Origin of the sequence: Buchnera aphidicola (Sarucallis kahawaluokalani) (assembly GCF_005080725.1) — a bacterium.
In the GTDB taxonomy this organism is placed as follows: domain Bacteria; phylum Pseudomonadota; class Gammaproteobacteria; order Enterobacterales; family Enterobacteriaceae; genus Buchnera_L; species Buchnera_L aphidicola_AF.
Genome location: NZ_CP032999.1, coordinates 414,752 through 428,356, shown reverse-complemented (window position 1 = coordinate 428,356; position 13,605 = coordinate 414,752). Strand labels below are relative to the sequence as shown.

11 protein-coding genes and 4 tRNA genes are annotated in these 13,605 nt (G+C 25.8%); 11 read left to right on the top strand and 4 right to left on the bottom strand.

All coding sequences use genetic code 11. The features are described 5' to 3' along the window. The first annotated feature begins 196 nt into the window (after window positions 1–196). A complete protein-coding gene (gene der, locus D9V78_RS02115; RefSeq protein ID WP_158350950.1) occupies window positions 197–1,540 on the top strand; it encodes a ribosome biogenesis GTPase Der in 1,344 nt (447 codons plus the stop codon). A gap of 36 nt (window positions 1,541–1,576) precedes the next feature. Here der and fdx read toward each other — a convergent pair whose 3' ends face one another. From fdx to D9V78_RS02100, 3 genes are all read right to left on the bottom strand, one after another. Further along, window positions 1,577–1,897 (bottom strand): ISC system 2Fe-2S type ferredoxin, encoded by a 321-nt coding sequence (fdx, locus tag D9V78_RS02110; protein ID WP_158350948.1) that lies wholly within the window; start codon window positions 1,895–1,897, stop codon window positions 1,577–1,579. 113 nt (window positions 1,898–2,010) lie between these two features. Next, window positions 2,011–2,391: a Fe-S cluster assembly scaffold IscU gene (iscU, locus tag D9V78_RS02105; RefSeq protein WP_158350946.1), complete on the bottom strand. Its 381-nt coding sequence runs from the start codon at window positions 2,389–2,391 to the stop codon at window positions 2,011–2,013. 20 nt (window positions 2,392–2,411) lie between these two features. Further along, on the bottom strand, window positions 2,412–3,626 hold the full coding sequence (locus tag D9V78_RS02100) for an IscS subfamily cysteine desulfurase (RefSeq protein ID WP_158350944.1): 1,215 nt from the start codon (window positions 3,624–3,626) through the stop codon (window positions 2,412–2,414). A gap of 211 nt (window positions 3,627–3,837) precedes the next feature. Here D9V78_RS02100 and D9V78_RS02095 point away from each other — a divergent pair. The 8 genes from D9V78_RS02095 (at window position 3,838) to D9V78_RS02060 (ending at window position 10,909) form a co-directional block, all read left to right on the top strand. Beyond that, a tRNA-Trp gene (locus tag D9V78_RS02095) sits at window positions 3,838–3,910 on the top strand. 95 nt (window positions 3,911–4,005) lie between these two features. After that, complete coding sequence (gene ilvD, locus D9V78_RS02090; protein WP_158350942.1) at window positions 4,006–5,877, top strand: dihydroxy-acid dehydratase; 1,872 nt, start codon at window positions 4,006–4,008, stop codon at window positions 5,875–5,877. Between the two features lie 43 nt (window positions 5,878–5,920). Next, on the top strand, window positions 5,921–7,393 hold the full coding sequence (ilvC, locus tag D9V78_RS02085) for a ketol-acid reductoisomerase (RefSeq protein WP_158350940.1): 1,473 nt from the start codon (window positions 5,921–5,923) through the stop codon (window positions 7,391–7,393). Between the two features lie 1,264 nt (window positions 7,394–8,657). Beyond that, the gene (gene trxA, locus D9V78_RS02080) at window positions 8,658–8,990 is read left to right on the top strand and encodes a thioredoxin (RefSeq protein WP_158350938.1); all 333 of its coding nucleotides are present in this window, start codon (window positions 8,658–8,660) and stop codon (window positions 8,988–8,990) included. Window positions 8,991–9,185: 195 nt separating this feature from the next. Continuing rightward, window positions 9,186–10,445, top strand: coding sequence for a transcription termination factor Rho (gene rho / locus D9V78_RS02075; protein WP_158350936.1), 1,260 nt, complete (start codon window positions 9,186–9,188; stop codon window positions 10,443–10,445). Between the two features lie 124 nt (window positions 10,446–10,569). After that, window positions 10,570–10,643: transfer RNA gene (locus D9V78_RS02070), tRNA-Arg, on the top strand. A gap of 93 nt (window positions 10,644–10,736) precedes the next feature. Next, window positions 10,737–10,809: transfer RNA gene (locus D9V78_RS02065), tRNA-His, on the top strand. 26 nt (window positions 10,810–10,835) lie between these two features. Further along, window positions 10,836–10,909, top strand: a tRNA-Pro gene (locus D9V78_RS02060). A gap of 9 nt (window positions 10,910–10,918) precedes the next feature. Here the strand turns inward: D9V78_RS02060 and cyaY are convergent. Next, window positions 10,919–11,263 (bottom strand): iron donor protein CyaY, encoded by a 345-nt coding sequence (gene cyaY / locus D9V78_RS02055; protein ID WP_158350934.1) that lies wholly within the window; start codon window positions 11,261–11,263, stop codon window positions 10,919–10,921. A 102-nt stretch (window positions 11,264–11,365) separates the two neighbouring features. On the opposite strand from cyaY, the gene dapF reads away from it, so the two are divergent. Next, window positions 11,366–12,220, top strand: coding sequence for a diaminopimelate epimerase (gene dapF, locus D9V78_RS02050; protein WP_158350932.1), 855 nt, complete (start codon window positions 11,366–11,368; stop codon window positions 12,218–12,220). A 116-nt stretch (window positions 12,221–12,336) separates the two neighbouring features. Then, window positions 12,337–13,578 carry an MFS transporter gene (locus tag D9V78_RS02045; RefSeq protein ID WP_158350930.1) on the top strand — a complete coding sequence of 414 codons (1,242 nt, stop codon included), beginning with the start codon at window positions 12,337–12,339 and terminating at the stop codon, window positions 13,576–13,578. Window positions 13,579–13,605 lie beyond the last annotated feature (27 nt).

The window sequence follows — 13,605 nt, the reverse complement described above, 5'->3', positions numbered from 1 at the left end:
CAACGTCAATACTTGCATGAAAGTTATGTATCATTCAACTTTAGTTCTTGTATGAAATTAAATTATATCATCTAACTGCAGTAGTTTTTAATATTTTAAAATGAAAAAATATCTTTCATTTAATATATCTATTATTATATATATATTACATTAATTTTCAATAGATAATTTTTTTATTTTCAAGGTATGTTTTTTTATGGTATATAATATAGTTTTAGTTGGTTCTACAAATGTTGGTAAATCTACATTATTTAATCAATTAGTTGGAAAAAATATTGCTATTGTAAATGATGCTATGCATTTTACTAGAAATCGGAAATGTGGTATAATTAGTTTTCAGGAATTTAATATTACAATTTTTGACACTGCTGGTATTGATGTATGTAAAAATATCAGTATACTATATAATCGTATTTTAGAGCAAACATTTTTTGCAATTCAAGAAGCTGATTTAATTTTCTTAGTTTTAGATGTAAAAAAAGGTGTGTTTGAAGAAGGGAAAATTTTAATACAAATGTTGCGAAAGTTTTCAAAAAGAATATTTTTGATATTAAATAAAATTGATCAAGTGAGTAAAAATCAATATCAATATCATGAATATTATTCTTTGGGAATTAAAAATATTTTTTTAATTTCTTCGTTAACAGCATATGGTATCCCACAGTTAAAAAAATATATTAAACGTTGGTATATGAAGTTTGTATTGATACAAAAAAGTAATACTAATGATATCACAGATAAGGTAATAAAAGATATTTCTGTTGCTATTATTGGCAGACCTAATGTAGGGAAGTCTACATTATTTAATAAATTATTGCAGAAAAATAGGTCTGTAGTTTATGATGAACCAGGTACGACTCGAGATAGTGTTATAGATTCTATTGTATTAGATCAAATAAAATATACTATCGTAGATACTGCAGGTATAAAAAAAAAAAATTATCATTCTATACAATCTTTACCTATATTAAAAACATTTCAATCTATTGTAAATGTTGATATTTGTATTATAATTTTGGATAGTTATGATGGATTTACTAAAAATGATATGTGGATTTTAAATATTATTATTCAATCTGGAAAAAAAATATTAATTTTAATGAATAAATCAGAAAAATTATCTATATTAAAAAGAAAAAAACTGAAAAAGGATTTATTATACAAATATAAATTTATAAATTTCTTTGATATTCATTTTATTTCAGCTTTATATAATCAAGGCATTCGAAAAATATTTTTTTTAATATCTCAATTATATAATAAATGTAATAACGCGTTGCGATCTAGGCAGCTTACAGAAATTATGTATCAAGCGTTACAAAAATATCCTCCGAAAATGGTGAAAGGTAAGCAAATTAAATTGCAATATGCACATCCCGGAGGGTATAATCCATTAACGATTGTAATACATGGTAGTCGATTATTATATATTTCTAAGGATTATAAACGTTATTTAGAATGTTTTTTTCAAAATCATTTGAATATTTCAGGTCAAAAGATTAAAATTATCTTTAAAAATAAACATAATCCGTATATATAATATATACTGAATATAGTTAGTATTTTTAATATATATTTATTTTACATCAGGTATTTCAACTTCTATATCTGTATTTAAATTAATGATTTTTGCCTGGCATGCTAAACGACTATAATATTCTACACCATATGCTTTATCTAATACATCATCTTCTTTTTCTGTAATTTCTGATAATGCGTCATATCCTTTACGGATAATACAATGGCAAGTACTACAAGCGCATGATTTTTCACATGCATGTTGCATATGGATGTTATTTTTTAAAGCAATATCTAAAATTGTTTTTCCGATAGTCATAATAAAACTTTTTTTTTTTGGTATTAAATTTTTATTTGGTAGAAAAATTATTTTTGACATATTACTATCCTGTGTTTTTATATTTTATATATAAAATTATTTTTATTTTTTTAATATTTTATTCCTGAAATATTTGAATTTTATTTTATTGAAATATATCAGGAATGAATTACTTATTTTTTTTTTTTATAATCTTGAATTGCTGCTTTGATTGCATCTTCTGCAAGAATAGAGCAATGAATTTTTACTGGAGGTAAATCTAATTCATTAGCTATAGTAGTATTTGTAATTTTTTCTGCTTCATCTATTGATTTACCCTTAATCCATTCAGTAATTAAAGAACTAGATGCAATAGCAGAACCACAACCATATGTTTTAAAACACGCGTCTTCAATAATACCTTCATCATTAACTTTTATTTGTAATTTCATAACATCTCCACAAGCTGGAGCACCAACTAATCCACTACCAATTTTTTTTGATTTAGTATTTTTAAATGATCCTACATTTCGAGGATTTTCATAATGATCAATAACTTTTTTACTGTATGTCATATTTATTTTCCTAATTTTTATTAATTATGTTGCCATTTTACTTTATTTAAATCAATCCCATCTTTAAACATTTCCCATAATGGAGATAATTCTCTTAGTTTTTTAATGGCATGATGAATAGTATTGATTGTATAATTAATTTCATCTTGTGTTGTAAATCGACCTATGGAGAATCGAATAGAACTATGTGCTAGTTCATCTTGTAAACCTAATGATTTTAATACATAAGAAGGTTCTAAGCTTGCAGAAGTGCATGCAGAGCCTGAAGAAACGGCTAAATGTTTTAATGCCATAATTAAGGATTCTCCTTCAACAAAATTAAAGCTGACATTTAAGATGTGTGGAGCACTATGTTTTAAATTTGTATTTAAATATATTTCTTCAATATTTTTAATACCATTCCATAAAATATCTCTTAACTTTAATATTTTTATTGTATCATACGAGAGATTCTTATTTATTAAATTACATGCAGTACCCATACCGACAATTTGGTGTACTGGTAATGTTCCGGATCTCATACCTCGTTCGTGGCTACCTCCATGTATTTGTGGTGTTAATCTAACTCTTGGTTTTCGTTTTATGTATAATACACCGATACCTTTTGGGCCATAAATTTTATGTGCGGAAAATGACATTAAATCAATATGTATTTTTTGTAGATTAATAGGTATTGTACTTATTGCTTGTGTTGCATCTACATGTAGTAAAACATTTTTATTACGACATATATTTGATATTTTTTTAATATCCTGCATGGTTCCAGTTTCATTATTTACGTACATAATTGAAACTAGTATTGTGTGTTTTGTAATATTTTTTTCAAGTTCATTGAGATCAATGATACCATTTTTTTTTGGATTTATATATGTTACAGAGTATTTTTTTTGTTCAAGATATCGACATGTATCCAATACAGATTTATGTTCAGTATTACTTGTAATAATATGTTTACCTTTATGACGGTAAAAATCACAACAACCTTTGATTGCAAGATTATTAGATTCAGTAGCACCAGAAGTAAATATGATTTCTCTTGCATCAGCATGAATCAATTCGGCAATTTGATCACGCGCGATATCTACTGCTTCTTCTGCGGTCCATCCAAATTGGTGCGATCGTGATGCGGGATTTCCAAATGTTCCATCATGTGTTAAATAATTTATCATTTTTTTAGCAACTTTTTTATCTACTGGAGTTGTTGAAGCATAATCTAAATAAATCGGAAATTTCATTTATTCACACCTTTGAAGTAAATTTTATAACAAAAGATTTTTCATTTAAGTTTTTATGTTTGATAAAAATATAAAAATATAAATATATCGTTTCATATGTTTTTATTTTAATATGGTGTTATATATTGAATTGAAAATATATTTTTAAATAATCCAAAATATTTTTACATAGACTAAATATTTTTAAATTAGTATAATATTATTAATGTTAAGGGATGTAACTCAATTGGTAGAGTATCGGTCTCCAAAACCGAAAGTTAAGGGTTCAAGTCCCTTCATCCCTGTATGAATATAAAAATATTTTTTAATAAATTTTTAATTACAATAATTTTTATTAAATATCACAATAATATCATGTTTATGATTGAGATTGAAGATTATGCCGATATATCGTTCTAAAACTAGTACTAGTGGTAGAAATATGGCTGGTGCTAGAGCATTATGGCGTGCTACAGGCATGCAAGATAATGATTTTGAAAAACCTATTATTGCAGTGGTTAATTCTTTTGCACAATTTGTTCCGGGGCATATACATTTACAGGATGTAGGAAAATTAATTTGTAATGTGATTAACAAATCTGGTGAATCTGTAGCTAAAGAGTTTAATACTATTGCTATAGATGATGGAATTGCTATGGGACATCAAGGTATGTTATATTCCTTACCTTCACGTGAATTAATTGCTGATTCGATTGAATATATGATTAATGCACACTGTGTGGATGCTATGATTTGTATTTCTAATTGTGATAAAATTACTCCAGCAATGTTTATGGCTGCTTTAAGATTAAATATACCTACTATATTTGTTTCTGGTGGTCCTATGGAAGCAGGTAAGGTAGATATAAATCATCACAATAAAATTAATTTAGTTGATGCAATTAGTAATAGTGCCAATCCTAATATTTCTAATAAGCATGTATATGATATTGAAGTATCAGCATGTCCTACTTGTGGTTCATGTTCTGGTATGTTTACTGCAAATTCTATGAATTGCTTAATAGAAGCAATAGGTTTAGCATTACCTGGTAATGGTACTTTATTAGCTACACATGTTGATAGAAAAAAGATATTTATTGAATCTGCTAATATTATCTCACAAGTGGCGAAAAAATATTATCATGACAATGATATATCTATTTTACCTCGTAGTATTGCAAGTAAATTTGCTTTTGAAAACGCTATGCGTGTAGATATTGCTATGGGTGGATCAACAAATACAATTTTACATTTATTAGCTGCTGCACAAGAAGCAAATGTTGATTTTACTATGAAAGATATTGATCGCTTGTCCCGTACTACTCCTCACTTATGTAAAGTTGCTCCTAGTAGTACTATCTATCATGTAGAAGATGTACACCGCGCAGGTGGAGTGATGAGTATTTTAGGTGAATTAAATAATATAAATTTATTACACAGTGCTGTTATTAACATTTTAGGTCTTTCTTTGAATGATATGTTAAAAAAATATAATATTAGAGAAACTCAAGATCAGAATGTGTTAAAAATGTTTCGGGCGGGTCCAGGTGGTATTAGAACAACGCAACCATATTCTCAATCATTTAGGTGGGATATGACTGATAATGATCGTAAATTAGGCTGTATTAGGTCATCTGAATTTGCTTATAATCAAGATGGTGGATTAGCAGTATTATATGGTAATTTAGCTAAAGATGGCTGTATTATTAAAACTGCCGGGTTAAATACAGAACAGTTAACTTTTACAGGTCGTGCAAGAGTTTATGAAAGTCAAGATTCTGCCGTACAAGCAATTTTAAATAATAAAGTTTGTGCTGGAGATGTTGTTGTAATTCGTTATGAGGGACCAAAAGGTGGTCCAGGTATGCAAGAAATGTTATATCCTAGTACATACTTAAAATCTATGGGATTAGATAAATTTTGTGCTTTAATTACTGATGGTCGATTTTCTGGTGGGACTTCTGGTTTGTCTATTGGGCATGTATCTCCAGAAGCTGCTAATCAGGGTTTAATTGCACTTGTTAAAGATAAGGATGTTATACATATTGATATTCCAAATCGATTGATTCATTTAGATATTACAGAAATAGAATTAAAGAATAGAATACAGGAGGAAAAGTACCATGAAAAATCCTATCAACCTAAAAATCGTGCACGTAATGTTTCATTAGCATTAAAATTATATTCATTATTTGCAAATAGTGCTGATAAAGGTGCAACTAGAAATAAAAAAAAAATTAATACTTTATTTAAGAATAACTTTATCCATTAAAGGAATTTTTTCATTTTATTTTTTACAGAGGAATATCATAAATATGAAGAATTATTTTAATATATTGAATTTTCGTAATCAAATAATACAATTACAACAATGTAAATTATTACATGAAAAAGTATTTCAAGGTGTAATTGATATTTTAAAAAATAAAAAAATAGTTATTATTGGTTGTGGTGCGCAAGGATTAAATCAAGGATTAAATATGCGTGATTCAGGATTAGATATTTCGTATGCATTAAAAAAAGAAAGCATTATGAATAAAAACCAATCTTGGAAAAATGCTATAGATAATAATTTTCCAGTAGGTGATTACGATTGTTTAATTCCAGAAGCAGATTTAGTTATTAATTTAACGCCAGATAAACAACATTCGCAAGTTATTGCAAATATACAACCGTTGATGAAAAAAAATTCTATTTTAGGTTATTCACATGGTTTTAATATTGTAGAAATCGGAGAAATTATTCGGAAAGATATTACTGTAGTAATGGTAGCACCAAAATGTCCGGGAACTGAAGTACGTGAAGAATATGTTAGAGGATTTGGTGTTCCTGCATTAATTGCTGTACACACTGAAAATGATCCTTTACAACAAGGTCTAGAAATTGCTAAAGCATGGGCATTTTCCATTGGTAGTCACCGTGCAGGGGTATTACAATCATCATTTATTGCTGAAGTAAAATCAGATTTAATGGGTGAACAGACTATTTTATGTGGATTGTTACAATCTAGTTCAATTGTTATTTACGATTATTTAATTTCACATGGTTATACATCGAGTTATTCAGTAAAATTATTACAGTATGGATGGGAAATTCTTACGGAAGCGCTTAAGCATGGTGGAATTAATTTAATGTTAAGTCGTTTATCTAATGCTGCAAAATTTCGAGTATGTGAGTTGTCAAATAATCTGAAAATAATACTAAAACCATTATTTGAAAAACATATGGATGATATTATTTCTGGAAGTTTTTCTCGTAATATGGTGATAGATTGGAATAATCAAGATAAGAATTTATTCACATGGCGTAAAAAAATTCAATATACTGCTTTTGAACAAGCTGCTCCATCTAACGATATGATTTTAGAAATTGAGTATTTCCAAAAAGGTATTTTGATGGTTGCAATATTAAAAGCTGGAGTAGAATTAGCTTTTGAAACTATGTTATCTACAGGTATTAAAGCAGAATCAGCTTATTATGAATCTTTACATGAATTGCCTTTAATTGCTAATACAATTGCTAGAAAACGTTTGTATGAAATGAACTTAGTAATATCTGACACAGCAGAATATGGTAGTTACTTATTTACAAAACGAGCGATTCCAATGTTAAATGATTTTATTAGAAATATTCGTCAAGAAGATATTGGTATGGTTTATCCAAATACTAAGATTAATAATATTCAATTAGAAAATCTTAATCAAGAAATCTATAATCATGATATTGAAAAAATTGGTAGGAAATTAAGAAGTTATATGAAAAATATGAAAAGCATTTTAGATTCTTAAGTTATATTTTATTTTCAATCAAGGGTTGAAGTATTTGATATAAACACAGAATATTTTTGAGTATGTTTAAAATATAATGAGGAAGAATTGAATACTAATAAGATCATTACATGAATTTTTGGAAAAAGAATTAAAATAATAAATTTTTTATATTTATTTTTATTGATATATTTTATATAATAAATTAATTTATCAATATGTACTTTTCTATAAATATTAAAATATATTTTTAAAATTAATTTCATAAATATAAGATATTTTTTATGAGTATGAAAATTGATTTTAATATATGATATTTAAATATAAAATAGGTGATATGGTAATTATTTTTATTTAACATCACTTATAAAGAAATATTTTTTTTGAATAGAATATTCGTAATAATATCATAAAAATTATTACGTATATTTTCTAAGATTTGTTTAAGATATGATCAAAAATTGGTATTATTTAGATAACAGAAAATTTTTTATATAAATTATTAATACACTTAATCTTTTAGAATATAATATATAATATGTATTTTTTTTATAATGCAACTGGTATTATTTTTAATATTACTAATTATAAATATTTTTAAAAATATGTACGATTATTATTTTTTATCTTTATAATATTTTTAAAAATTATTTTTTTTTTTACAATAGAATTATTATTTGAAATATTTTTCTTATATATATTTTAAATATTATTTTTTATAATTTTATAAATATGATTTTTATAATATTAAAAACGTATAGCATAAATATTTATCATAGTTTATATTAATTTTTCATATTATTTTTGATGATATTAATCTTTAAAAATATATTAATAACATATAATAAAATATTTTAAATTTATATAATATTTTTTTTAATGTAATATATTATTCATAGTTAGTTTATGTGTTTATTATGTTTAGCATAATATACATGTTGAAAACAATTGTAAAAATATTATATTAAGTGAGTTTAATAATTTATTTTTTTTATTAGGTAAATACCTAATTTTTTATATATTATAAGATTTTATCGTAAGGTATAATTATAATTATTTTTTATTGCATGCTTTTGATATATTATTAAGTAATTTTTCTTAGTAAATATATTGATAGATATTTCAAATAAATTGATTATATATTTTTATAATAAAATATTTAAATAGTCATTATGGATTTAATATATATATCGTTTATTCATGATGAAATTACTAAATTTTAAAAACATGATATAATAATATTTTTAAATATATATATATCAATTTTTTATCAAGGAAACAGTTTATGTGTAATACATTAATTAGTTTAACAAACAAAAATTTTGATAGTATTGTGCTAAATGATCAAAAACCAGTGATTGTAGATTTTTGGGCGGATTGGTGTGGACCTTGTAAAATTTTTGTTCCAATTTTAGAAGAAATATCAAAAGAATATAAGGATTTATTAATAGTTGCGAAAGTAAATGTGGATGATTGTAAAGAAATTATGTTAAAATATTCTATACAAAGCATACCAACATTATTATTTTTTAAAAATAAAAAATTGATTGAAAGAAATTCTGGAGTGATTTCAAAAAGTGAAATAAAAAAATTATTAAGTGTGCATTTCAATATTTAATGATTTAAAATATTTTTATGATTATTTAAACTGCTAGATATTTTTTGAGTATCATGTTATCATTATGATTGAAATATTTATATGTTTTATAAATTTAAGTTAGATTTTTTACTTTCCTCTCTTAAGATACTCCACCTTTTTCTATTTTTATAATTTTTTATAGTTAATATTAGTTTTTATTAAGAAACAATATTTATGAATCTTACTACACTGAAAAACATGTTAGTTTCTGAATTAATTATTCTTGGTAATAAGATCGGGTTAGAAAATTTAGCCCGAATGCGTAAACAAGATATTATTTTTACTATTCTTAAACAACATGCAAAGGGTGGTGAAAATATCTTTGGAGATGGAGTATTAGAAATATTACAAGACGGATTTGGTTTTTTACGTTCTTCAGATAGTTCGTATTTAGCTGGACCAGATGATATATATATATCACCTAGTCAAATTCGTAGATTTAATTTGCGAACAGGTGATACCATTGCGGGTAAAATTAGACCTCCAAAAGAAGGCGAAAGATACTTTGCGTTGTTAAAAGTGAAAAAAGTGAATTATGAAAAACCAGAAAATGCACGTACTAAAATTTTATTTGAAAATTTAACACCATTACATGCTAATTCTCGTTTGCGTATGGAAAAGGGTAATGGATCAACTGAAGATTTAACTACACGTGTTTTAGATTTAGCTGCTCCTATAGGAAGAGGTCAGAGAGGGTTAATTGTTGCTCCTCCAAAAGCAGGAAAAACTATGTTACTACAAAATATTGCTCAAAGTATTGCTCAAAATCATTCGGATTGTGTATTAATGGTATTATTAATTGATGAACGACCAGAAGAAGTAACAGAAATGCAGCGGTTAGTAAAAGGTGAGGTGATTGCTTCTACGTTTGATGAACCTGCTTTAAGACACATTCAAGTAGCGGAAATGGTTATTGAAAAAGCTAAACGTTTAGTAGAACATAAAAAAGATGTTATTATATTATTAGATTCAATTACCAGGTTAGCACGAGCGTATAACACAGTTGTACCTGCTTCTGGAAAAATTTTAACAGGAGGTGTTGATGCTAATGCCTTACATAGACCAAAACGGTTTTTTGGATCTGCTAGAAACGTAGAAGAAGGAGGAAGTTTAACCATTATTGCTACCGCTTTAATTGATACCGGTTCTAAAATGGATGAAGTAATCTATGAGGAATTTAAAGGTACAGGTAATATGGAATTATTGTTATCTAGAAAAATTGCCGAGAAAAGAGTTTTTCCAGCTATTGATTATAATCGTTCTGGAACTCGTAAAGAAGAATTGTTAACTTCTTCCGAAGAATTAAAAAAAATGTGGATTTTGCGAAAAATTATTCACCCAATGAATGAAATTGACGCCATGGATTTTTTGATTAATAAACTATCTATGACAAAAACTAATTATGAATTTTTTAATATGATGCAACGTATATAAATTTATTCTTGCAGTACATATCATAGTGAATATACTTATACATATAAGTATATTCATTAAGTATTGATGCTATCTCAATTGAATTTTTTATACGTGTTTTTTATCATAATGATATTTTTTTATAGCGCTCGTAGCTTAGTTGGATAGAGCACTACCCTCCGAAGGTAGAAGTCACAGGTTCAAATCCTGTCGAGCGCAATGATATTTTATATATGATATAATATATTTACTAAATATAAGAAATATGTTATTATAATTCTAAATTTTTAAGTATAATTTTTTCGTTTTTTGGTGACTATAGCTCAGTTGGTAGAGTCCTGGATTGTGGTTCCAGATGTCATGGGTTCGAATCCCATTAGTCACCCAATTTATTTTTATAATGTTATATTCCGGCGAATAGCGCAGTTTGGTAGCGCAACTGGTTTGGGACCAGTAGGTCAGGGGTTCAAATCCTCTTTCGCCGAATTTATTTTTTATGATGATATAATAAATTGTTTAAATGAAACCTTTTCATCACCTTGTAGATAAAATGATTTTTCTAAAATGTGCCAAAAATTCTCCTGACTTCTATTACAAATCCAATTTTTATTCTGATAACTAAAGTGATATCCATTTTTTTTTGTAGCCAACCATATCTGTTTTAAAACTTCTTGTTTAGTAATGATGATTTTACTTTGATTTTCAAATAATATTGTCATAATTTGATGATTAACTTCATAATCTATATCGTGTTGACTATTAAAATGATCGAGATAATTTTCAATATTTAATAAAACAGTGTTATATAAATTGTGAAATTGTATATTTTTTATATACATAAAAATTCCAATAATTTAATAAACTATAAATATAATATTTATTATATTAATATATAACATATTTTTGAAATACTGCTATTTTTGATTTGTGTAAAATATATTATGTTAAATAAAAATAAAAAAATATATTTTTCTAAAATGCATGGTTTAGGAAATGATTTTGTTATCATTGATGGAATCTATCAAGAATTTACATTATCTTGTAAGTTCATACAAAAAATGTCTGATCGATATACTGGAATCGGTTTTGATCAATTATTGCTTGTAGAGAAGGCAAATAATATACGTTATGATTTTTATTATCGTATTTTTAATGCTGATGGTTCTGAAGCAGCTCAGTGTGGTAACGGAGCAAGATGTTTTGCATATTTTTTGTATTTAAAAAAAATTTCTCAAAAAAAAAAAAATATTCTTGAAACGAAGAATAGTAATATTGTTATTCAATTTATTAACAAAAGTAATATTATTGTTAATATGGGTAAACCGTTATTTAATGAAATAAATATTCCAAAATTTAAATATGAAAATTTTCAATTAACTACAATTAATTTTAATAACGATTGTATTACATTTGGAGCAATTTTTATTGGTAATCCACATGTTGTCATAATAGTTAATAATATTAATGATTGTGATATAAATAATATTGGTATATTTTTCAATACTCATAATAAATTCCCAGAAGGTATTAATGTTAATTTCATGCAGGTAGTATCTTCAAAGCATATATTGTTACGTGTATATGAACGTGGAGTTGGTGAAACTAAAGCTTGTGGTAGCGGTGCATGTGCTTCTGTTGTTTTTGGTATTATTCAAGGTATTTTACATAATCAAGTTGTTGTTACTTTACCAGGTGGAGATTTAGAAATTACGTGGAATGGATTTTCGCATTCTGTTTATATGAAAGGACCAGCTGAACATGTATATGATGGATGTATTAATATGCAATTTTTATAGTCTTAGTTATTGATATTGATAAAGTATTTTATATCAAATGTAAAATATTTTATATTTTTGTTTTGATATGATATATTTCAAATAAAAGATGACGGTTCAATAAATAAGGAGGTATTTTGTCTGATTTTAGTAAAAATTGCAATAAAAATAATGTAGTAAATACGTTCAACAATGAGAAAAAGTATATTGATCGTACAACAATAAAATTTAAGAAAGTTATTATAGCATTGTTTTCAGCTGGATTAGCTACTTTTTCGATCTTATACTGCGTACAACCTATTTTACCGACTTTTTCAAGTGAATTTCATTTAACACCTGCACAAAGTAGTCTTTCTTTATCAGCTGCTACTGCATCTATGGCAATTGGTATGTTATTTACAGGTTCTTTATCAGATACTTTTGGTCGTAAAATAGTTATGAGTACATCATTATTATTAGCAACTTCATTAACTATTCTGTGTTCTGCTATGCATACTTGGATAGAAATCATTACTTTGCGAATGTTAACTGGACTTACGTTAAGTGGTGTTGCTGCTGTAGCCATGACTTATTTAAGTGAAGAAATGCATCCTGATGTATTACCATTTGCTATAGGATTATATATTAGTGGCAATACTATCGGGGGTTTTTCTGGTAGGTTTCTAAGTAGTGTATTAGTAAATTATTTTTCATGGGAAAAATCACTTCTAATTATTGGATTAGTTTCTTTAACTGGTTCTTTATTATTTTTATTTTTATTACCTAATTCAAATAATTTTAATAGTATTTCTTTGAAACCAAATAAAATTATGCATAGTTTTTTTTTACAATGTAATGATCAAGTTTTATCTGTATTATTTTTTATTGGTTTTATTTTAATGGGTAGTTTTGTTACTTTATTTAATTATGTTGGTTATCGATTAATGATTAAACCTTTTTTTTTAAATCAAGTAGTGATAGGACTGCTCTCTATAGTTTATTTAACTGGTGCGTATAGTTCACCTAAAGCTAGTGAATTTATTGTATTATATGGTCGTAAAAAAGTATTAATTTATTCTTTATTAATGATGGTGATAGGTATTTTTATTACCCAGTGGAATATTTTAGTTTTTATTATTTTTGGATTAATGTTATTTTCTAGTGGTTTTTTTGCTGCACATTCTATTTCAAGTAGCTGGATAGGTTATCGATCGAAAATAGCAAAAGGTCAAGCTTCTTCATTATATTTGTGTTGTTATTACCTTGGATCGAGTATATTAGGTACTTTTGGTGGTATATTTTGGTCTATTGGCAACTGGGTTGGTATTTCAATTTTTATTGTTATGATATTGTTATTTGGTATGAGAATTGTATATCGTATTAATATTTCTATGGAATAAATTGATATTAATAAGAAATTTTGATGT